General features: G+C 42.0%; 20 protein-coding genes and 1 pseudogene. 17 read left to right on the top strand and 4 right to left on the bottom strand.

Annotated features, from left to right (window positions below):
- Nucleotides 1–157: 157 nt before the first annotated feature.
- The 5 genes from N8A86_RS06730 (at nt 158) to N8A86_RS06710 (ending at nt 7,334) form a co-directional block, all read left to right on the top strand.
- A complete protein-coding gene (locus tag N8A86_RS06730; protein ID WP_273568342.1) occupies nt 158–2,962 on the top strand; it encodes a TonB-dependent receptor in 2,805 nt (934 codons plus the stop codon).
- Between the two features lie 20 nt (nt 2,963–2,982).
- The gene (locus N8A86_RS06725) at nt 2,983–4,623 is read left to right on the top strand and encodes an SGNH/GDSL hydrolase family protein (RefSeq protein ID WP_273568341.1); all 1,641 of its coding nucleotides are present in this window, start codon (nt 2,983–2,985) and stop codon (nt 4,621–4,623) included.
- A 177-nt stretch (nt 4,624–4,800) separates the two neighbouring features.
- Nucleotides 4,801–6,309 (top strand): F0F1 ATP synthase subunit beta, encoded by a 1,509-nt coding sequence (gene atpD / locus N8A86_RS06720; RefSeq protein WP_273568340.1) that lies wholly within the window; start codon nt 4,801–4,803, stop codon nt 6,307–6,309.
- A gap of 147 nt (nt 6,310–6,456) precedes the next feature.
- Nucleotides 6,457–6,735, top strand: a complete 279-nt coding sequence (locus N8A86_RS06715; protein WP_273568339.1) for a F0F1 ATP synthase subunit delta/epsilon — start codon at nt 6,457–6,459, stop codon at nt 6,733–6,735.
- A 107-nt stretch (nt 6,736–6,842) separates the two neighbouring features.
- Nucleotides 6,843–7,334 carry a hypothetical protein gene (locus tag N8A86_RS06710; RefSeq protein ID WP_273568338.1) on the top strand — a complete coding sequence of 164 codons (492 nt, stop codon included), beginning with the start codon at nt 6,843–6,845 and terminating at the stop codon, nt 7,332–7,334.
- 74 nt (nt 7,335–7,408) lie between these two features.
- On the opposite strand, the gene N8A86_RS06705 is transcribed toward N8A86_RS06710, so the two are convergent.
- The gene (locus N8A86_RS06705) at nt 7,409–9,196 is read right to left on the bottom strand and encodes a M61 family metallopeptidase (protein WP_273568337.1); all 1,788 of its coding nucleotides are present in this window, start codon (nt 9,194–9,196) and stop codon (nt 7,409–7,411) included.
- A 153-nt stretch (nt 9,197–9,349) separates the two neighbouring features.
- Between N8A86_RS06705 and N8A86_RS06700 the strand changes: the two genes are divergently transcribed.
- The 5 genes from N8A86_RS06700 (at nt 9,350) to bioD (ending at nt 12,776) form a co-directional block, all read left to right on the top strand.
- Nucleotides 9,350–9,937: a DUF3575 domain-containing protein gene (locus N8A86_RS06700; RefSeq protein WP_273568336.1), complete on the top strand. Its 588-nt coding sequence runs from the start codon at nt 9,350–9,352 to the stop codon at nt 9,935–9,937.
- Nucleotides 9,938–9,949: 12 nt separating this feature from the next.
- Nucleotides 9,950–10,513, top strand: a complete 564-nt coding sequence (locus N8A86_RS06695; RefSeq protein WP_273568335.1) for a hypothetical protein — start codon at nt 9,950–9,952, stop codon at nt 10,511–10,513.
- A 43-nt stretch (nt 10,514–10,556) separates the two neighbouring features.
- Complete coding sequence (locus tag N8A86_RS06690) at nt 10,557–11,489, top strand: aminotransferase class I/II-fold pyridoxal phosphate-dependent enzyme (RefSeq protein WP_337251754.1); 933 nt, start codon at nt 10,557–10,559, stop codon at nt 11,487–11,489.
- A 253-nt stretch (nt 11,490–11,742) separates the two neighbouring features.
- Complete coding sequence (locus N8A86_RS06685; protein WP_273568334.1) at nt 11,743–12,126, top strand: putative signal transducing protein; 384 nt, start codon at nt 11,743–11,745, stop codon at nt 12,124–12,126.
- Between the two features lie 32 nt (nt 12,127–12,158).
- Nucleotides 12,159–12,776, top strand: coding sequence for a dethiobiotin synthase (gene bioD, locus N8A86_RS06680; protein ID WP_273568333.1), 618 nt, complete (start codon nt 12,159–12,161; stop codon nt 12,774–12,776).
- Here the strand turns inward: bioD and N8A86_RS06675 are convergent.
- Nucleotides 12,768–14,252, bottom strand: a complete 1,485-nt coding sequence (locus N8A86_RS06675) for an ArnT family glycosyltransferase (protein ID WP_273568332.1) — start codon at nt 14,250–14,252, stop codon at nt 12,768–12,770. The genes bioD and N8A86_RS06675 overlap by 9 nt on opposite strands.
- 55 nt (nt 14,253–14,307) lie before the next feature.
- Between N8A86_RS06675 and bioA the strand changes: the two genes are divergently transcribed.
- The 7 genes from bioA to N8A86_RS06640 all read left to right on the top strand — a co-directional run bounded on the left by bioA (nt 14,308) and on the right by N8A86_RS06640 (nt 21,037).
- Complete coding sequence (bioA, locus tag N8A86_RS06670; RefSeq protein ID WP_273568331.1) at nt 14,308–15,591, top strand: adenosylmethionine--8-amino-7-oxononanoate transaminase; 1,284 nt, start codon at nt 14,308–14,310, stop codon at nt 15,589–15,591.
- Nucleotides 15,592–15,604: 13 nt separating this feature from the next.
- Nucleotides 15,605–16,759 (top strand): beta-ketoacyl synthase N-terminal-like domain-containing protein, encoded by a 1,155-nt coding sequence (locus tag N8A86_RS06665; RefSeq protein ID WP_273568330.1) that lies wholly within the window; start codon nt 15,605–15,607, stop codon nt 16,757–16,759.
- A 69-nt stretch (nt 16,760–16,828) separates the two neighbouring features.
- Nucleotides 16,829–17,194 carry a hypothetical protein gene (locus tag N8A86_RS06660; protein ID WP_273568329.1) on the top strand — a complete coding sequence of 122 codons (366 nt, stop codon included), beginning with the start codon at nt 16,829–16,831 and terminating at the stop codon, nt 17,192–17,194.
- Between the two features lie 2 nt (nt 17,195–17,196).
- On the top strand, nt 17,197–17,409 hold the full coding sequence (locus tag N8A86_RS06655) for a hypothetical protein (protein WP_273568328.1): 213 nt from the start codon (nt 17,197–17,199) through the stop codon (nt 17,407–17,409).
- A gap of 4 nt (nt 17,410–17,413) precedes the next feature.
- Nucleotides 17,414–18,853 (top strand): flotillin family protein, encoded by a 1,440-nt coding sequence (locus N8A86_RS06650; RefSeq protein ID WP_273568327.1) that lies wholly within the window; start codon nt 17,414–17,416, stop codon nt 18,851–18,853.
- Between the two features lie 126 nt (nt 18,854–18,979).
- Nucleotides 18,980–20,071: a biotin synthase BioB gene (bioB, locus tag N8A86_RS06645; protein ID WP_273568326.1), complete on the top strand. Its 1,092-nt coding sequence runs from the start codon at nt 18,980–18,982 to the stop codon at nt 20,069–20,071.
- A 75-nt stretch (nt 20,072–20,146) separates the two neighbouring features.
- Complete coding sequence (locus tag N8A86_RS06640) at nt 20,147–21,037, top strand: cupin-like domain-containing protein (RefSeq protein ID WP_273569039.1); 891 nt, start codon at nt 20,147–20,149, stop codon at nt 21,035–21,037.
- A 2-nt stretch (nt 21,038–21,039) separates the two neighbouring features.
- Here the strand turns inward: N8A86_RS06640 and N8A86_RS06635 are convergent.
- Both N8A86_RS06635 and N8A86_RS06630 read right to left on the bottom strand, forming a co-directional pair.
- Nucleotides 21,040–21,518 (bottom strand): annotated as a pseudogene (locus N8A86_RS06635) (regulatory protein RecX).
- Between the two features lie 51 nt (nt 21,519–21,569).
- Nucleotides 21,570–22,469: a hypothetical protein gene (locus N8A86_RS06630; protein WP_273568325.1), complete on the bottom strand. Its 900-nt coding sequence runs from the start codon at nt 22,467–22,469 to the stop codon at nt 21,570–21,572.
- Nucleotides 22,470–22,610: the final 141 nt, after the last annotated feature.

The following is a 22,610-nucleotide window of genomic DNA, read 5'->3' as shown; positions in this document are numbered from 1 at the left end:
CAATTTCAGGGGCCTTTTTTATGGAATCAAGAATTTTCGCCCCTACAATTTCTTAAAAATATACTATGCATGCATAATTTTTTTCATTTTATGATATTCGAAATGAAAAAAAGGTATCTTGCCAGTGACTTGGTAACTAATTTAACTCAAACATAACATGCGAACAGTATTTTTAATCCCTCTGCTGTTGCTGGGGGTATTTGCATTTGCGCAAACGACGGTGACCGGATCCGTTGTAGATCAGAACAATGAAGCTGTCCCCGGTGCCAACATTGTAATTGACGGCAAGGCGATAGGCACGGTTTCCGATTTTGATGGGAATTTCGTTCTTGAAACTTCTGAAACACCACCCTTTACTTTATTGATTACAAGTTTAGGCTATTCGGATACTTCTGAAGAAATCACCTCTAATAACCAAACGGTGAATATCGTGCTTTCAGAAGCCGAAACATTCTTGGATGAGGTGGTCATTTCGGCCTCGAGAACTCCCGAACGTATTTTCGAATCTCCGGTTACGGTGGAGCGCTTCGGACTTCAAGAAATAAAGAACACCTCCTCGGCGTCATTTTATGGAGGTTTGGAGAACTTAAAAGGAGTGGATGTCAATACGAATAGTTTGACATTTCAATCCGTTAACACCAGAGGTTTTGCAACTTTTGCGAATACCAGGTTTATGCAACTGGTCGACGGAATGGATAACTCCACTCCGGCTTTGAACTTCCCTATAGGAAACTTGGTCGGTATGGTTGAAACAGATGTGCAAAGTGTAGAATTGCTTCCAGGGGCTTCTTCGGCACTTTATGGTGCCAACGCCTTTAACGGTATTCTCTTTATGCGCAGTAAAAGTCCCTTCGACTATCAGGGCATAAGCGTTTCCATAAAACAAGGTATCACTTCGCAAGAAGCTGCGGGCGACAATTCCTATACTGATTTTGGTATCAGGGCCGCCCATAAGTTTAGCGATAAATTCGCTGTCAAAGTGAATTTTGGCTACCTAAAAGGAACGGATTGGGCCGCAAACAATATAGAAGGCTTGGATGAAAACAATTTTGGAATACTTGGTAGCACAAGAGCTAATGATATAGACTATAATGGTATCAACGTATATGGTGATGAAGTGTCAAATAATATCAATGATGTCGCCGTGTTGCTGGAAGGTGCAGGAATATTGCCCGCAGGGGCCAATGCTTTGGTGCCTTCTGTAATCGTTAGTAGAACGGGATACGATGAACGAGAATTGACCAATTATAATGCAGAAAGTATAAAAGCGGATTGGGGATTATACTACAGGCCAATTGAAGACAATAGTCTAGAATTGTCATATGTAGGTAAAGTAGGTACCGGTTCCACGATTTACCAGGGAACTAACCGTTATAATATCAATGGATTTTTTCAAGAACAGCATAAACTAGAAATTAAGAATGATAATTTCTTTCTAAGAGGCTACCTAGTTGGTGATAAAGCAGGCGATTCTTATGACATGGTTGCTACCGCAATCAATATAAACAGGGTCTGGAAAGATGACAGAACTTGGTTTGGTGAGTACGCCGGCACATATGTACAGGCTACTTTAGGTGGGGCCACGGACGCTCAAGCACATGCTGCTGCCAGAGCTCAAGCAGAATCAGGTCGTTTTTTACCTGGAACACCTGAGTTTCAGAGTGCCTTTAACCAAGTGATCAAAGACCCAGATCTTCTTTCAGGCTCTCAGTTTAGGGATGCTTCTAAATATTATCATGCCGATGCAAATTATAACTTCAGCCATCTAATCGATTTTGCCGAAATCCAGGTTGGAGGCTCTTTTAGACAATATAGCCTGAACTCTTTTGGAACTATTTATACCGATTTTGATGGCCCTATCGATTATAACGAATTTGGTGTTTACACCCAGATCCAAAAGAAAATTGAACTAGCTGGGGAGAAAAGCTTAAAATTAACGGGTTCTGTGCGCTACGATAAATCCGAATTTTTTGACGGATTCTTTTCACCCAGAGCTTCTGCTGGGTTTACCCTTAATCGGGATCACAACATAAGAGCGTCAGTTCAAACAGGTTTTAGAAACCCTACCACACAAGACCTTTTTATCGGTTTGTTTACAGGAAGGGATATTTTAATCGGATCGGCACCCGATAACTTGGATCGATATTCCAGGCCCTACGATGTAAGTGCGCGAGGTCAGTTATTAGGTCAGCCAGCGTCTCTTGTGCAATTGGGCAGAGCGGCTTACGAGAATTCTTACTCGCTTAGTTCTTTTAATGAATTAAGGGAAACCGGAAACCCGGCATCGCTACAGATTGCAAACCCTAATATTGTTAAACCTGAACAAGTGACTTCTTATGAGGTCGGATATCGGGGTAAAATCGATAAACTGGTCATAGATTTTAGTGCGTATTACAATAATTATAAAGATTTTATTTCTCAAGAAGTTGTAGTGGCGCCCTTGTATGGGGTAGTAGGTGATAATTCCCTATCTGTTCAAGCGATATCCAATGGTGATTTCAGAAGGTATGGTGCCTACACCAATTCAGATGTTGATATCAGTTCTTATGGTGCTTCAATTGGGTTGACGGCGAAAGTTCTTGGTAATTTTGATTTGGGCGGAAGCTATACGTTCACCAAGCAAGATTTTGACCAAGCGGCTAATCCTGATTTTATGTCGAACTTCAATACCCCTGAGCATAAATTCAAGGCCTCTTTTGGTAATGAAGCATTGTTCAAGAATTTTGGCTTCAACGTAAATTATCGTTTTAGCGATGATTACTTTTGGGAGGCTACCTTTGGTCAAGGGGTAGTGCCGGAATTCCATGTCCTTGATGCCCAGCTTAATTTGACCATTCCCAGTTTAAAATCTACCCTAAAAGTCGGTGGCACCAATCTTTTAGGAGACGAATACTTTACCGCATTCGGAACAGGCTTTATTGGATCGATGTACTACGTAGGTCTGACAATCAATAATTTATAATCTTTTTGAAAATGAAAATTATGAAAATGAAATATATAGCGTTGCTAGCCGTATTTATCGGATTTACGGCATGTAATGATCCGGAAGATGTGATTCCGGAAAGAATGATGGTCGAAATGGAGGAACCGATTCGCTTGACTTCGGGCTCTGCCGATTTTTCAACCTATGTTGCTTTGGGCAATTCATTGACCGCGGGCTTTACAGATAACGCCTTGTTCGTGGCCGGGCAACAAAATTCATTTCCGAATATGTTGTCGACCAAATTTGCCATAGCAGGTGGAGGCGCTTTTTCGATTCCGTTCACGAATGATAATATCGGCGGACTACTAGCTGGGGGAACCCAATTACCGGGTTTCAATCCCAGATTGGTGTTTGGCGGCGCGGGTCCGGTTCCTTTGTCCGATGTAATAGGGCCGGTTGCGCCTACTACGGACATTGCATTGAATAATCCAGCGGGTCCTTTCAATAATATGGGAGTGCCCGGGGCGAAAAGCTTTCATTTGCTCGCACCTGGGTATGGCAATCTGGGGAACGTCTCCTTGGGTCTGGCCAATCCGTATTTTGTAAGAATGACGGGTTCGACACCAGATGCAAGTGTTTTGGAATTGGCTATGGCGCAATCACCGACCTTCTTTACATTGTGGATCGGCAATAATGACGTCCTAGGATATGCACTTTCAGGCGGAGATGGAACAAACCCAATAACCCCGGGCGATGGCCCACCAGGAGTTGGTTTTGACCAGACCTATGGCGCATTGATTGCGACTTTGGCAGGTGGTGGCGCAAAAGGTGCCGTGGCCAATATTCCGTATGTTACCTCGATTCCTCATTTCACCACAGTGCCTCATAACCCGTTGGATCCTACTAACCCATCTTTTGGGCCATTGATTCCAACATTGAATGGAATTTTCGGTCAATTGAATCAGGTTTACGACTTTTTGGGCGTACCAGAACGTGCCATAGAGTTTTCATCCACTGCTGCAAGTGAAGTTGTAATAAGGGATGAGACCTTGACCGATCTCTCGGCACAAATTGCCGGAGTATTAGGCGCGAGTCCGGCATTCCCGGCCTTTGTGCAATCTTTTGGATTACCTGTCGAGGCGGCACCGCTTGTTGCGGGTTTATTGGGCAGTACGTATGGGCAAACAAGAGAGGCGACTGAAGATGATTTATTTGTTCTGCCAAGTTCATCTGTTATTGGCACGGTCAATACAGACGCTGTAGCGGCCTTAATAGCACAAGGACTGTCCCAAGAACTTGCCGGGCAGTTTTCCGTGGAGGGTATTACCTTTCCGTTGGTCGATAAATGGGTCTTGCTGCCTACTGAGCAGGCCGAAATCAAAACGGCCATTGATAGTTTTAATGCAACCATCGCAACTGCCGCCTCTGGTGCCGGACTCGCTTTTGTTGATGCGAATACACTACTGCAGCAGTTGGCAGCCGGTGGTGTTACCGATGGAGATTTTACTTTGACGGCCAATTTGGTAACAGGTGGTGGATTTTCCTTAGATGGAGTACACCCTACGGCTAGAGGCTATGCTTTGATCGCCAATCAATTCATGAAGGCTATCGATGCGACCTATGGATCTAATTTCGAGTTGTCAGGGTCTTTATTGAATATTGGTGATTCCCCTACGAATTATTCTCCCGCTTTGCAATAAAAGGAATAGACATATAATAAAAAATGCCCTTTTTATAAGGGCATTTTTTATGTCAAAAAAGAAGTGAAAGTAGTTTTCAAATCAAACCGAAAACAATATCTTTGCACCCTGAAAAACAAAGGTTCGCTAGCGCGATTTCCGAAATAAAATAGTCCTAATTACATAAATACGTTCGTAATGTCAAAAGTTACAGGTAAAGTTTCCCAAATCATTGGCCCGGTGGTCGATGTGGAGTTTCAGTCAGGTGACGATCTTCCAAAGATTTATGATTCCTTGGAAATCATTAACAAAGATGGCTCCATATTGGTACTGGAAGTACAATCACATACCGGTGAGAATACGGTTAGAACTATTTCTATGGATTCTACCGATGGATTGAGCAGGGGAACTGAAGTAACCGCTACAGGTGCCGCGATACAAATGCCGATTGGAGATGATGTGTACGGTCGTTTGTTCAACGTAATCGGAGATGCCATCGATGGATTGGGCGATTTACCAAAAGCGGGCAAAGACGGACTCCCTATTCACCGGGAAGCTCCAAAATTCGAAGACCTTACCACGGCAACCGAAGTTTTGTTTACAGGAATAAAAGTTATTGATTTGATCGAGCCTTATGCTAAAGGGGGTAAGATTGGATTGTTCGGTGGTGCTGGTGTTGGCAAGACCGTATTGATTCAAGAATTGATCAACAACATCGCAAAAGGCCACGGTGGACTTTCAGTTTTTGCCGGGGTTGGTGAAAGAACGAGAGAAGGAAACGATTTGCTTCGCGAGATGTTGGAATCTGGAATTATAAAGTACGGCGATGATTTCTTGCACTCCATGGAAGATGGTGGCTGGGATTTATCCAAAGTAGATAAAAAAGCAATGAAAGAATCGAAAGCGACGTTCGTTTTCGGTCAGATGAACGAACCTCCTGGAGCACGTGCGAGAGTTGCACTTTCAGGTTTGACCATTGCAGAGTATTTCCGTGATGGGGCAGGTGAAGGACAAGGAAAGGATGTACTTTTCTTTGTGGACAATATTTTCCGTTTTACGCAAGCAGGTTCAGAGGTATCTGCATTATTGGGTCGTATGCCATCGGCGGTAGGATATCAGCCTACATTGGCCACTGAAATGGGCGCTATGCAAGAACGTATTACTTCAACAAAAAGAGGTTCGATTACCTCGGTACAGGCGGTCTACGTACCTGCGGATGACCTTACGGATCCAGCACCGGCAACGACCTTTGCCCACTTGGATGCGACTACGGTACTTTCACGTAAGATTGCGGAATTGGGTATTTACCCTGCGGTGGATCCATTGGACTCCACTTCACGAATTTTGACGCCTGAGATTTTAGGAAAAGAACATTACGATTGTGCACAACGTGTAAAAGAGTTATTGCAGCGTTATAAAGAACTACAGGATATCATTGCAATCCTGGGGATGGAAGAATTGTCCGAAGAAGATAAATTGGCTGTGGGCCGTGCCCGACGTGTTCAGCGTTTCCTTTCACAGCCATTTCATGTGGCGGAGCAGTTTACGGGTATTCCAGGAGTTTTGGTAGATATCAAGGAAACTATAAAAGGCTTTAACATGATTATGGATGGAGAATTAGATCGTCTTCCAGAATCGGCCTTTAACTTGAAAGGAACTATCGAAGAAGCTATCGAAGCTGGAGAGAAAATGCTAGCGGAAGCATAACCGAGCGGAGCTCGGAAAATTCTAATAAAAAAATTCCAAATTCCAATAAGAAGTTTTGGAATTTGGTGCTTGAAATTTGGAATTTGTTTTTTGGAAGTCATACGCATTGTTAACTCCAGAAAACAAGTTCCGTAACTACCAAAAAGTATGTATCTAGAAATCGTATCCCCAGAAGCCACATTATTTTCAGGAGAAGTCACTTCGGTCAGTGTACCGGGTATCAACGGAGAGTTTCAAATGTTGAACAATCACGCACCCATTGTTTCCTTATTACAAGAGGGTAAGGTACGGGTCGATGGCGATATGGATATCGAGGAGGACTACGCATCAAAATTTTCAAAAGACCCCGATGGAAGAACGGTACTCCATATCAGTAGCGGCACTATCGAGATGAAAGATAATAAAGTGATTGTATTGGCGGATTAGAGATTGAAGTCAAAAAGAGTTTAAAACCATACAATTCGTATGGTTTTTTTCGTTTTAAGGGTGATGCATACCAAGAATATTATCATTTCAGAAGGTAATAGACCGTTATGGCAACGTATAATTGCGGCTATACATTACACGGCGATTTTAAGTTTGCTATTTTTTTCTTTGCCAATTTTGAGTTTACCTCTGAGACCAAAAAACTAAAAGGCAGTCTAAGTTTACTCGAAGCGGCTTTAGTTTTACTTCCGAGTGCTCTTGCCTTTTCAGTTGTAAAGGATGTTTTTTTCGATTTAACTCAAAATAAGTATAAGGAACAATACTGTGTCGGCCCGATTAAATGGGGTAAATGGAAAAACTTACCCAAAATTGATTACGTTTCAGTATTTAAACAACCAAAAGAGGACGGTGAATATATTTTTGAAACCAACCTTTGGTATCAAAAAAACAGACATTTCAAAATTTATGAAAATTCCGATTTGGCTTCTGTTTTTGAAATGGGAGTATCGGTGGCTAAATTGTTGCACGTAGATTTACTGGATGCTACCGAACCGAATAACTACAAATGGAAAAGGGTTGAAGATATGGTTCCAAAATAATCAATTTTAGATGATGTCCATCGAAATGGAGACCTGCTAGTCCAGCGGTACGTTTATGGCCAATAAATTTGAAACTATTGAAGCCATTTATTTCTTTGGGCCAAGATTTTTTCCGTCGGATTTTGTTCTGTTTTTTCGACTAAATCAATAGAATACGAAGGGTCGGCTTCCAAGGTAACAACTATGGTTTTTGGCACACCGTATCGTATATAATAGATTTTCAAATTAGCTCCGACCTTGAACTGTTTTATAAATTCGTTAAATCGCATCCCGTCGGGGTATGGTGTGTCATTAATAGCCGTAATAATATCCCCAGAGGTCAGTCCCGCTTTGTACGCAGGACTTCCTATTTTAGGATAGTCGTTGATTTCTCCATTGCCATCACCATCCAACTCCGCGTTGACCCCAAAATATGGGACATCCAAATCCTGGTTCAGAACAACGCCTACAGATTCAAAAAGCGTTTTGTAATCGGGCATTTCGCTTTTGTAGATATACAAATTGAAAAAAGCATCGCCGAAGGCCTTTCCCGCATATTTGTTCAACGTCTTATGTGAGTCTTGAATGGTGTATGGTAACTCCTTCTTTCCATAAGTCTGCCATACCAATTTCATATAATCATCCAAATTAAGATTCTTCTGGCGTAGTGAAAGGTCCAGCGCCAGACCCAAAACACTTCCATAGGAATAATACGATATAAAGGTATTGCCCCGATTCACCGGATCTACCGAGGTCGCCGCATCTACAAATGGTGCTTGATAGCTCATCTCGATGGGGTTGAAAAATTCCCTCCCGGGGGAGTTCCAAACGTAATTAAAGGTTCCGGCAAGTCCTTCCACATAGTTTTCTTGAGAAATGAGTCCTGCTCTACACAAGATCAAATTGGTGTAATAACTGGTAAAGCCCTCCGCAAACCATAACGCCCCGCTCATATTCGCCTTGGAAAAATCAAAAGGTTCCAAACTTTTTGGGCGGATGCGTTCCACGTTCCAGGCATGAAAAAATTCGTGCGAAACCGTTCCGATATTTCGGTCCATTCCTCCGTCGGCCAGACTACGGGTACTGGTCAATATGGTTGAATTTCGATGCTCCATACCGTCACCCGACGCATTGGGAATATAGCACGCCAAAAAAGTGTAGGTGCCATAATCGAAATCGGGGAGTTCGCCATAGACCTCTTTTTCTTCCAGTATGGTTTTCTTGACTTTTTCAAAATAGGCATCCGCTTCTTCATCGGTACCATTATGGTGAAGGGCCATCTGTATTTGCTGTCCGTTAACTTCGTATTTCCTTAAGGTAAAGTCACTGATTTCGGTAGGGCTATCCATAAAGTATTGCAGATTTGGCGCACTGTAGGTAGTACCTGAAACCAAAGGTAACTGGGTGGCGACCTTCCAATTCAAATCTTTGCGAACCATAAAATCAACGGTAATTTCTTTCTCTGCCAATTCAGGCGCATACATAAAGGTCGCAGGAATATTCAAATGGGCATGGGTCTCGTCAACTTGAGCATAAGTACCATCGCCGCGATCTGCGAAAAGGGTATAGGTGATTTTGACCGTACCATCGTGGCTGTTCAATTGCCAGGAATAAGGGTCTTTGCGATTTATTCTTAGCTTATTTCCCTTACTGTCGGTCGCTTTAAAACCATACACATTCTTAGCAAATTCATGGATCGCATATCTTCCTGGTGATGATCGAGCCATTCGAACAGTGAGTGTGTCCGAAGAAATATTGGAAAAAACAGCATTAATCTTTGCCTCGTGGTGTACGGCATTCTCAAACGATATCTCGTAGCTCGTCTGGGCGAATGCTGTAATGCAAAAAAGAAGTGAAAACGAAATCAAAATTCTATTTTTCATAATCTTGGTTTGTTGAACTGGGCTAAATATAACAATTAATCAAAGCATTCGTTATTAGGTTTCGGTAGATGTCCATAACATTTAAGAATGATCAACTTGCTTTTTTTCGCAACCTTTTTCAGCAATTAACATCTATTTATCAAACCCCACAGAATGAAGCCCTTCTGCCTATTGCTTATTTGTTTCTTCGGATGTTATTTGAGCTGCTTCTCCCAAGAGGCCGATGAACCTCGAATATTCAAAAATCAAATTTCGAACAATACGAGTTACTTGTTTTTAGGCACTGTAAACCTGAACTATGAACGTATCTTGGGCAATCGTTTTGCGATAGGTCTAGGCGGTTCGAATTACGGAAACGCACATAAGAGAGTGGGTTTTGAGACAAGAAACTCCTACGAGTACGTGACCAACTATGAAATCACTCCGTATGGGCGTCTGTATTTTAATGGTACACAACGAAAAAGTCATTTCTTGGAACTTTTCGCATCGTTCAATGAGAGTGAAGAGTTAGACCAATTCATACGCAATACAAATACTGAAGGTTACGGAGTCTACGCCAAGGGTACCATTATTGAAAATAATATCGGTATGGGTATAGGGTATGGGTATCGATTTTTACTCTGTGAGAACAGGTTACTTCTAGAAGCGCAATTCGGACTACGAACCAATTTTGATGCTTTTTTCATTTTTCCTGATGGGGCGGTGGTCCGGTCGGGAATTCGAGTGGGCTATCGATTTTAAAAAGGTAATGAGATGAAAAGAATTTATATACTTTCAGTTTTATGCTTCAATATTTTGTTAGTGGGGTGTTATTCCGGTTACGATGATAACGGCCGTTATGTTTTCTTAACGATCGAAGATGCTTTGACTATTGAGAACCAAGAAAATTATGTGGTCGGCGATACAATTTTCTTTGAGGTAAAGTTTAGCCGATATTTACAGGAGGAAGGCTTTGATAATCTATTGGATATTTATGAAAGCACCGATGCCGAAGAGTTCAGGTATTCTTTCGGTCTGGGAAAATTTTCGAACTTTTCTGATGATTATGAGAATATCAATATTGCCTCTGACTATCTTTTGGCGGAAAAAGGAACGGTGTATCGTGGGTTTTACAACGAGGCCCAAGCGGTCTTGAATACGGAAAAATCCCAATATGAGTCCAGAATCGGCATTATATTGGCCGAGACAGGTAATTTCAGGTTTGATTTCGGGTATTTGGGCATTTATAGCGAATCAGATTACGATAACGTTAGCATCGAAATTCAAAACAGCATCAATCCAGATACCTTCAAGATGGATTTCAGCGTAACCGAATAAATCACGTTTGAGGGTCTAATGTGCTATCAAGATTTCGAGAAAGATGCTACATTTGGCATATATGGCCGAATTCCCCAAAAAACTGCAAAAAAAACTATCGGAACGAAAAGCGCAAAATGCTTTTAGACGGTTGCCGACACCTCATAATCTAATGGATTTTTCTTCCAATGACTACTTAGGTTTGGCCAAGAATGAGGCCATTTATGCCGATACTTTTCAATTGTTACTAAAAAAAGGAATTTCAGAAAATGGAGCTTCCGGATCCCGATTGCTTACGGGCAATCATTCCCTCTACGCGGAGCTTGAGACCCGACTTTGCGAATTTCATGCCGTGGAAAGTGCTTTGGTCTTTAATTCCGGTTACGATGCCAACCTTGGTTTTTTTAGTGCAGTTCCACAGCGTGGAGATTTCGTTTTTTACGATGAATTGATACATGCCAGTATTCGTGATGGCATCAAAATGGGCAATGCCAAAAGTTATAAATTCAAACACAACGATTTAGAGGATTTAAAATCCAAAATATTACTGTCACTTCAAGCGGAGTCGAGAAGCACTGATTGCGAGGTCTACATCGTAACCGAATCGGTCTTTTCCATGGATGGAGACACTCCCGATTTGAAGGCCATGTCCGACTTCGGTAAAAAAGAAGGCTATCACCTCATTATCGATGAAGCCCATGCCATTGGTGTTTTTGGTAAAAATGGTAGCGGAATTGTACAGCATATGGCAATCCAAGATGCTATTTTTGCAAGAATAGTGACCTTCGGAAAATCCATTGGTGCCCATGGTGCGGCCATTATAGGAAGTAAGGCACTTGTTGATTATCTAATTAATTTTTCGCGAAGTTTTATCTATACCACTGCATTATCGCCACATACCATAGCAACCATCTCATCGGCCTATCGTTATTTGGGGACGCAAGAAGGGGAGAGCACCGAGGGTTGCTACAAAATAATATTTCTCGTTTTAAATTAAAACTAAAAGCCCTGAGCCTAAAACCATTTTTCATAGCCAGTGATTCACCAATTCAGAGCTGTATTATTCCGGGAAACGAAAAAGTGAAATCCATCTCGAATAAATTAAGAGATGATGGTTTTGACGTTAAGGCTATTTTGTCACCTACCGTTCCGGATGGTCAAGAGAGGTTGCGCTTTTGCCTCCATAGCTATAACGATTTTCAGGAAATAGGCCTAGTATTGCAACTTTTGAAGTCGTATCTTTAAGTTGCATGGAACCTAAATTTTTTACGCTCGGCGCCTTTGAATTTGTAGCTGACGTCCAGATTATAAAAGGTAAGTTGGAGTCGGAAGGTATTCCGGTGTTCTTGCGTGATGAAAATACCTTGAATTCGGATCCGCTGATAAGCAGTGCCATCGGCGGAGTAAAGCTTCAAGTCTATGGCCGAGACAAAGAAAAGGCTTTGGAAATCTATAATGAAATACGGGCCTATGCCGTAGACGATGAGGGTAACCCAATAATTTGCCCTAATTGCAAGGCTCGAAAGTCCGAGGCATACTACGAACGAAAAGGCATTTTCAATAAGCTCTTTCCCTTTTTTGAAAAGCGAAAGTACAAGTGCTTACAATGCGGAATGATTACAAACCAACCATAACACAAGCTATACTTTAAAAATAATAGGCAAAGATGAAGCAAATTTTTATTACAGGTATTTCGACCGGAGTCGGTAAGACCATCGCATCCGCTATTATTACTGAAGCTCTGGAAGCCGATTATTGGAAACCCGTTCAGGCCGGTGATTTACAACATACCGATAGCCACAAAATCAAAGAACTAATTTCAAATACCAAATCGGTCGTTCATAAAAGCGCCTACGAACTTGGAACTCCGATGAGTCCACATGCCGCTGCCGAGATTGATGGTGTACACATCGAACGCAACAACATTCAAGCACCTGCAACGAACAACCATCTGGTTATTGAAGGTGCCGGGGGGCTCTTGGTCCCTCTAAATGATGAGGATACCATTCTCGATATTATCATGCCCCAATATAAAGTTGTAGTCGTGTCAAGACATTATCTCGGCAGTATAAACCAAACCCTATTAACGGTTGGGTGGCTCCAAAACAGAGGTTATGACGTCTCTATATTATTTAGCGGCAATGAACATACTACAACGGAAGAAATCATTTCTAAAAAGACCGGAGCCCCAATATTAGGACGCATCGAAGAAGAGGGCGTTTTTGATAAAAAGGTAATAAAGAAATATGCCAATTTGTTACGACCGGTATTGGTTTCACTCTAATCGCTCATAGATTTCGGCACCATCAACGGTCGCAAGAACTTTATAGTGAACCTCTAGATATGAGTCGACATATTGATTTTCTGCTTCCATTTTTTCATGGAAAACCAATCTGTTCTTTCGGGTCACCACAATTTTTGGCCGAATTTCATTCATGATGTGTTCCAACTCATCAACAGCTTTTAACCTAGGGTTTTCAAAATAGGGGAATAGTTCATTTCGGCATATATTGCTCGGATGTGTTGCCGCCTTCGTAGGAGGTGTTGCTCCTAATTTCCAGTAGCCGATATGGTAACCAAAAAAAAGTACATTTTTTGTTTCTAGATTGTTCTTGATTAGATATTCGGGAACGGTTATTCCTTCGCCATTGTAGAAAGTACCCCGCTCTATTTTGTTTTTTGCGATAGCGAAATATTCCAGATAGCTCTCTAGAGGAAGCAACACGAACAAAAAGAAAACATAAGGGGCGTAATCAAGTCTTTGAAAAATTTTGACCTTACTTACGATAATGGCGATAAGTATAATTAAAATAGGATATAATTGAATCAAATAATGGCTATTGATGCGCCCAGCTTTATAAAATGAAAGGAGTACTCCCAAAAGGGACACCAGTAATAGCTGTATTTTAATATTCTTGAAATCAAGATAGTTTTTCTGCCATGCCCAGACGAAAAAAGCCACTAAAACAATAAAGGCCGGCGCAAGGGAAGCTAAATCCCTTCTTGCATCCGCATATTCCAATGCCGCTAACACCACCGATTTCCACCACACCTCTGATATTCCCTGGAAATAATACGGAAGCCAAGTTAAAAGTACGATGCTCAGAATGCCAAGTCCATATACTACAAATCGTAGCAATCCTTTAAAAAAAACATTCTTCTTAAAATATAGAACAGGGATATAAATACCAACAAATAAGACTGCGTAGGCAATGTTCAATTTGGTCATAACCGCCAACCCCATCAAGAGGCCGGCGATTAAATAGTTATGGGCTTTATCTGATTTGATAAAGAAATAGAGTCCGGGCATGAAAAAGGCCATGCATATATGTTCCGACATAACCCCTTGAATACTTCCGAACATACTTTGAAGGATAACACAGAAGATTCCTGCCCAAAACCCAACTTTTTTAGAATATACGTCAGCACCGATCTTGAAGGAAAAAAAAGCCGTACTCGCTACGAGCAAAGCACCAAAAAGCCGAATAGCGAAAAAGCTCTTTCCAAAACTATAGATAATGGCCGCAAAAAACATAAAAGTCATGGGCGGTTTTAAATCCCACAATTCGGTGTACGGCAAATGCCCATCGACCCATGACTGCCCCATCAAGATAAAGGTACTTTCGTCGCGGTCGATATAATCTCGGAAGAAAAAGGGCAATCTGATAAGTAATGAAACGATGGATAGTATCAGGAAAACCATCCAGTTTTTCAACTTAGAATAATCGGGAGTCAGAAAATTTATAAGCCTGTTCAACATAGGTCGTTTTGGGATGATTTTCCCATCTTTGCAAGATAGAGAAATCACACATTCCATGAAGGATACGGTCCTGAAAAATCTAACGGAAAGAGATCAAAAATACCTGTGGCATCCGTTGACCCAACATAAACTGCACCCTGAAATGTTGGGTATCGTAAGGGCCAAAGGGGCGGTTTTGCATGATGAAAACGGAAAGGAGTATATTGACGGAATTGCCTCTTGGTACACGAGTATGTACGGTCATTGTAACGACTTCATCTTGGATAAGGTAGCTGCCCAAATGCGAACATTGGACCAAGTAGTCTTCAGTGGGTTTACCCATGAACCAGCGGTCAAATTATCCGAAGAACTTATCAAGATACTTCCCGACAACCAACAAAAGCTATTTTTTTCAGATAACGGTTCCACTGCAGTGGAAATCGGAATCAAAATGGCCCTGCAATACCATTTTAATCAAGGTGAAAAGCGAAATGTGATGCTCGCCTTTGAGGATGGATTTCACGGTGATACCTTCGGTGCAATGTCCGTTTCGGGCCTGTCAGTCTACAATGGTCCGTTTGAGGATTTTTTTATCGAGGTGGAACGTATTCCTGTGCCAACAAAAGAAAATTTGGATAATCTGTTGACGAAATTATCACGACTAGTGGAGCATAAGAATATAGCTGGATTTGTCTACGAACCTTTGGTACAAGGCGCGGCGGCCATGAAAATGCATGATGCGGACGGACTCAATGAAATTCTGAAATTGCTCAAGAAGCATAATGTCTTGACCATAGCCGATGAGGTCATGACGGGTTTTGGTAAGACGGGGAGGAACTTTGCTTCCGATCATATCGAGACCAAACCGGATATTATCTGCTTATCAAAAGCCCTTACAGCGGGTTTGATGCCTATGGCCATAACCAGTTGTACCCAAAAGGTGTACGATGCTTTTTATAGTGACCACTTGGCAAAAGGACTTTTCCATGGGCATACCTATACTGCAAATCCGTTAGCTTGTACTGCGGCGCTTGCGGGATTGGAATTGCTGCAATCCAAGGAAATTCAAAATAACATTCAGCGCATTACAACATCACATCAACAATTTGATAATGAAATTAAAAATCATAAAAACGTGGGGTCAACCCGACAATGTGGAATCGTCTATGCGTTCGATTTGAATATCAAAATGGAACGCTATGGCAATCTACGTGACAAACTCTTCAAACATTTTATGGACAAGGGGGTTTTTCTACGTCCGTTGGGGAATACGATTTATATTCAGGCACCTTATATCATTTCCGATGAGCAGCTACAAAAGATTTACGATACTATTAAAAGTGTTTTAGAAATCATTTAATAATAAATTAATCTTGATAGAACCCATTTCAATAACCGCATTGTCTTCAATTTCTCCATTGGGCGCTACCTTAGAAGAGATATGGAGTTCGTACCAAAGCCCAAATCATCTTTTTCAAAAAAGAGATTTCGGCCATGGGTTGGAATGGATTGCCCCATTATCCAAATCTTCAAAACAAGAAATAGAAATGTTGAGGTCGTCAGATTCAAAACACAAGAATCTAGACGATAGCGTGTTGTATGCTATCTATGCATCCCGTAAGGCAATTGAAAATGCCGGATGGCAAAATGACAAGAATTTCGGAATCAATATCGGTTCATCACGTGGGGCGACTTCACTTTTTGAAAAATACCACGAAGAGTTTATCCTGAAGAAAAGAGCATCCACATTGTCGTCACCGACCACGACTTTGGGCAATATATCTTCTTGGGTGGCGCATGACCTTCAAACTTTGGGTCCAGAAATATCACATTCCATTACCTGTTCAACGGCTTTGCATGCGCTTTTGAACGGCATGGCATGGATTAAAAGTGGCATGGCCAACAAATTCTTGGTGGGTGGTAGCGAAGCCCCTTTGACACCGTTTACGATTGCCCAGATGAAGGCTATGAAGATTTATTCAAATGGAAAATCGGACTATCCTTGCCGGGCGATGGATTTGGAAAAAATGCACAACACTATGGTCTTGGGTGAAGGCGCGTCGATAGCTTGCTTGGAAAACGGAACCCCTGAAAATACCTTGGCGGTCATCGAGGGAGTAGGGTACGCCACGGAAATATTGGAACATAACATTTCCATTTCAGCCGATGCGAAATGTTTTCAGCGTTCCATGACGATGGCCTTGGGAAAAACCAAGCCTAAAGAGGTCGATGTAATTGTAATGCATGCCCCAGGAACTATAAAAGGCGATGTATCCGAGTTTAAGGCAATAGTAAAAGTGTTCTGTAACAAAAAGCCGTTCTTGACTACCAATAAATGGAAAGTAGGTCACACCTTTGGTGCTTCGGGAATGTTAAGTATCGAATTGGCCATATTGATGTTGCGGTATCAAAAAATTGTTGCCGTGCCCTTTACAGCTTACGGTTCAACGCCGAGTAAAGTTCAAAAAGTCATGGTCAATGCGGTGGGTTTCGGCGGAAATGCCGTGAGTGTTCTACTTACAAAGTAGGGGTCCGATTTTTAAGAAAATATTTCGTAAAAGGTTCTATCTTTCAATACTAAACCAAAATACAAGTCTATGGAAGAATGGTTTTCAGCTTTGACGTTGTTCGAAAAAATTTATTGGGGCGTGGCCTTGATAGCATCGGTAATCTTGACAATTCTCGTCATTCTTACCTTGTTAGGGGGTGATGCCGAAGACATGGACGGAGGTGATGTCGATGCCGATATTGAAGGAGATCATGGGATAGGATTTCAATTTTTGTCCTTCAAGAATTTAATGGGCTTTTTGACTATTTTCGGCTGGTCGGGCATTGCCTGTCTCGATGGTGGACTATCCAAGGGATTGACCGTGATGATTTCGGTCGTCTGTGGGTTGCTGATGATGCTAGCCATGGCTTCCTTTTTTACTATTTGGGAAAACTGCAGAGTAGTGGTACCCTAAAGTTGAAAAATGCATTGAATCAAGTCGGAGAAGTCTATTTGACCATCGGTGCCAATCGCTCTAAAATCGGAAAGGTCAGTGTCACCGTTCAGGGAACCTTACGTGAATTGGAAGCCCTTACCGACGAACAGAAAGACCTTGTTCTCGGTAATGTTGTACGCGTCAAGGATGTCACCGATAACGGAATACTAATTGTTGAACTACTAAATAAATAACCATATGCTTTTACTACCCTTACAATTGGGCGGCAGCGCCTCATTATTGGCCATTGGCTTTGCGATCCTGTTCTTTTTTATCATTATCATATCTTTTATTCGAAGGTATAAGCGTTGTCCTTCGGATCGCATACTTGTGGTGTACGGAAAAGTTGGCGGTGGTAATTCTGCCAAATGTATTCATGGTGGAGCGGCATTTATTTGGCCCGTAGTTCAGGATTATCAGTTTTTGGATTTGACCCCTATTTCAATAGAGGTGAATCTGGTCAATGCTCTGAGTAAACAGAACATTCGTGTCAATGTCCCTTCTCGTTTTACCATTGGGGTCTCAACCGAGCCCGGAATTATGCAAAATGCCGCGGAGCGTCTATTGGGACTTGGCCAGAATGAAATTCAAGAACTGGCCCAAGAAATCATTTTCGGACAGTTACGTTTGGTCGTAGCTTCGATGGATATCGAAGAGATCAATTCAGATAGGGATAAATTTTTGACCAATATTTCTGAAAGTGTTGAATCTGAGTTGAAGAAAGTAGGTCTAAAATTAATCAACGTGAACATTACCGATATCGTTGATGAATCGGGCTATATCGAAGCATTGGGTAAAGAAGCCGCGGCGCATGCGATCAACGCCGCCCGTAAATCGGTGGCCGAAAAGAACAGGGATGGTTCCATTGGTGAGGCAAATGCCCTACAGGATGAGCGTACACAGGTGGCGGCAGCCAATGCCCAAGCAGTAGAGGGTGAGAACATTGCCAAAATCAATGTGGCGAACTCGGATTCATTACGCCGTCAACGCGAAGCGGAAGCCGAACGTACCGCGATAGCTTCCGAAAAGGTCCAAACTGCAAAAGCGCTGGAAGAATCATATGCAGCGGAACAATTGGCTGAAGTTGCGAGGGCAGAACGTGTACGAAGCTCGCAAATGGCCGATATTGTGGTTCCTGCGGAAATTGACAAAAAGAAGGTGGAAATCGATGCCGAGGCCGAAGCTGAAAAAATTCGTCGTCGGGCAAAAGGTGAGGCTGATGCCATCCTATTCAAAGCGCAGGCCGAAGCTCAGGGGTTGTTGGAGGTGTTGACCAAACAGGCACAGGGGCTTGATGAGATCGTCAAAGCAGCCGGAAACAATCCAAAAGATGCAGTGTTGTTGTTGATTGCCGACAAACTCCCCGAGTTGGTCAAAACCCAAGCCGAAGCGATCAAGAACATTAAGATCGATAAGGTTACAGTGTGGGATTCTGGCGCAAAAACCGCGGATGGAAAGGGCTCTACGGCCAACTTTATTTCGGGGATGTACAAATCGGTACCACCCCTTCAAGAGATGTTCAATATGGCGGGGATGCAATTACCCGAATACTTAAAAGGTAAGGATGTCGAAGGGGAAGAAGTGAAAACTGATGTTAAGGAAGCTGCAAAACCTAAAAAAAGTGAGGGAGAGTTATGATGCTTCTTTTTCTAGTAAATCAAAGTCCCAAGGCAACTAGTTTTGGGGCTTTTTTTGGAATTTGGCCCCTGAATAGTAGAATTTAATTTTCATAAAGGCTATTTTTGACTTGGTTATATTCAAACAATGAGCGAAGTAAAACACAACTGGACTAAACAGGAAATTCTTGATATCTATAACAAACCTTTGATGGAGTTGCTCTATGAAGCCGCCACCATTCATAGGTTACACCATGATCCGAATACGGTACAGGTGTCTACTTTGCTTTCCATCAAAACTGGGGGGTGTCCTGAAGATTGTGGGTATTGCCCCCAAGCAGCGCGCTATCATACCGATATCGAGACCAATGACTTGATGACTGTATCCTACGTAAAGGCACAGGCCTTGCGTGCCAAAGCTTCCGGAAGTTCTAGAGTGTGTATGGGTGCGGCATGGCGGAACGTGAAGGATGGACCGGAATTTGACCAAGTGCTCGAAATGGTGCGCACCATCAATAAATTGGATATGGAGGTCTGCTGTACTTTGGGCATGTTGACCGAGAACCAGGCGAAACGATTGGCCGAAGCAGGTCTTTATGCCTACAACCATAATCTGGATACTTCAGAAGATTATTATAAGGATGTCATTTCTACCCGAGCTTTTGAAGACCGATTGGAGACCATAGATAATGTGCGTAAAAGCAATGTTACGGTTTGTAGCGGGGGAATCATCGGAATGGGAGAAAAATTGGAAGACCGCGCCGGAATGTTGGCCGCTTTGGCATCTTTGAATCCACAACCTGAATCGGTGCCTATCAATGCATTGGTGGCAGTAGAAGGTACCCCGATGGAGGATATCGAACCTATTTCCATTTGGGAGATGATACGAATGGTCGCTACCACCCGTATAGTTATGCCAGAGACCCAAGTACGCTTGTCCGCTGGTCGTACCGAAATGAGCCGCGAAGGGCAGGCCATGTGTTTCTTCGCCGGGGCCAATTCCATTTTTGCGGGCGACAAATTATTGACCACGCCGAACCCCGATGTCAATGAGGATATGGAGATGTTCCGATTGTTAGGATTAAATCCCCAGAAGCCCTTTACCAAGATTTCCCAACCCAAAACCGTCGAAGCCGAAGATTCCGAACTACAACCTTTGGGCGAAAAACCAAAATGGACAAGGCCCGGCCATAATATTGAACGTAACGAGGCTGCCAAGCAAAAGGCCAAGACTAGGTAATACCACTACATTAGCTTTATTTTAAGAATTCGTTTCCAGAAGGTTAATTAAATTTGAGGTCTATAAGCAACCCCAATACTTTTGAGACTGCAAGAAATACCGCGTGTACCTACACTCTCTAAAGAGGCGTTTTTGAACGATTACTTCAAACAGCAAAAACCGGTGGTAATCGAACGTGCTATTGAAAATTGGCCTGCCTATTCAAAATGGTCGTTGGACTATATGCGCAAGGTGGCTGGAAAAAAAACGGTGCCACTTTATGATGATCGCCCTGTACATCACAAGGATGGTTTCAACGAACCCCATACAAAAATGAAAATGTCGGACTATATAGACCTTCTCAAAAAAGAGCCTACAAAATATCGTATTTTTCTCTGGAATATTTTCAAGGAGGTTCCCGAACTACAGAACGATTTCGAATATCCCGATGTGGGACTTCGACTGTTGAAAAAGCTACCGATGCTTTTTTTCGGGGGAAGAAACTCGCATACGTTTATGCACTACGATATCGATTTGGCGAATATTTTTCATTTTCATTTTGAGGGAACCAAGGAGTGTATCTTATTTCCCCAATCGGAAACCAAATATCTATACAAGATACCCCATTCGTTGATTACCCATGAAAGCATCGATTTCTCGAATCCGGATTATGAAAAATGGCCGGCTTTGAAAAAAGCAAATGGCTACAGATCCAAATTGAACCATGGTGAGGTATTATATATGCCCGAAGGGTATTGGCATCACATGAAATATTTGACTCCTGGTTTTTCAATGAGCCTGCGCGCCATTGCGAAAAACCCCAAGAATCTGGTAACCGCTTTTTATAATCTTTTGTTCATGCGACATTATGATGGGGTTATGAGAAAGCTCAAAGGCCAGAAATGGATCGAGCAAAAGAACGAGAGGGCGATTCATAATACGAATAAGAACTTTCGAGCTGTCAGGTCGAGCGCAGTCGAGACCTAGCACTATTTCACTAATTCGTTAATTTTATTGTACACTAGCTCACTTTCCCAGCCGCGATACAATAAATAATCTACCAACTTTTTTTCTTCTTTTGAAGATTTTTTTCAGTAAGCGATTGCCATCTTTTTTCGGCCAAAGCGTGAAATGTGTTTATATATGCTGCTTCATCGATTTCCTTTAGGGCCGAGCTAATGTTGTATTTTGAAATGTTGCGATGTTTGAGTTCCGAGACGATACGGTTTCGTCCCCATTTTTTTATGGAGAACTTGCCTCTGGCAAAAGCTTGTGCAAACCGCTGTTCGTTTAGGTAGTTTTCATTAATTAAATGCACCACAATTTGGTCGATTGCCTCAGGAATCATTTGCATTTCGCGTAGCTTGGTCAATACCTCTTTATGGCAACGCTCTTGGTAGGCACAGTAGCCTTCCAGTTTTTTAGTGGCCTCTTCGAACGTATAGGTCTTTGCTTTCTGAAATGTCATTGTTCAAAAATAATCAATACCACAACGAGTCCCACATTTCAATGAATGGGTTCAATTTGTAGATTTCAAATCGGCGGCGGTGTTCGATAAAAGCCCTCTCTGTTTAATTATACGTCCAACTTTCTTGGTAAATATTTCGACCCCTACTTGATTAAGATGGCTTTCATCTTCGTATAAATTTATGTCCTTTAAAAACTCCTTATCCCTTGAAAAATCAATAAAAGGAATACCATTTTTCTGACAAAGTTTACTGCATAGCTCAATGGAGAAATCCCTGTCGTACAAGTAATAAATTGGGGAATATATGACGACCAAGGGGATGTCGTGCTGTTTTGTCAAAGTCAAGAACTCTTCAAACGCATTGATCTTGTTATCATCTATTTCATACGTCAAGGAAGTTCGTACAGAATCTAATTTTTTATTATAAACCCCATGTAGGGGAACATACCCGTCATAGTTGATATTGAAGTCCCGATGTTTGTTAAATTCCAAGTTGCCGACCGCGATGGTCGTCAACATGGAGTTATAAGGATAAATCTGGGAAATCATCTTATATTTTTCAAAAGGAGACCTGAGCAATATGATGTCCCTAAGTTCGGGATGATCTTCGTAATAAGGCAGTAAGTTGGATAATCTATCATAATCATGTTGGTCATAGGCGAAGGTGCCGATAAAGTCTAAAATGATCAGCTTGGGTGTGTAGCGTTTTAATGCCGCTTTTAATAATGCGGTTTGATAAAAAACAAATTGACCGTCTCTGCCCGTGTTATAAGCCGACATGTTAAGCGAATCTTCTAGAATTCTAGGATCGTAATGATGATTGGCTTTAGATGCGCCGAAAATCAAAATATCAGCCTCGGTTTTCTCTATTGAGACCGTTGTTCTATGTTGTAGTCCCGAGTCTTGGGTAAAATAAAAATGTCGTAAGGTTTTGCCCAGGATAAAATCCATGACAAATACAATTGACAATCCAATTAATATAACAATGATGAATCTTTTCATTTTATAGCAAATTTTATCAAAGCCATAGCGATTTCGAACTATAAACTTTGAAGAGCCTTACCTTAAAGATGGTAGTGTACATAAACATTC

It is taken from the genome of Maribacter halichondriae (genome assembly GCF_027474825.1).
GTDB classification, from domain to species: Bacteria; Bacteroidota; Bacteroidia; order Flavobacteriales; family Flavobacteriaceae; genus Meishania; species Meishania halichondriae.
This window is presented reverse-complemented; position numbering and strand designations above follow the sequence as displayed.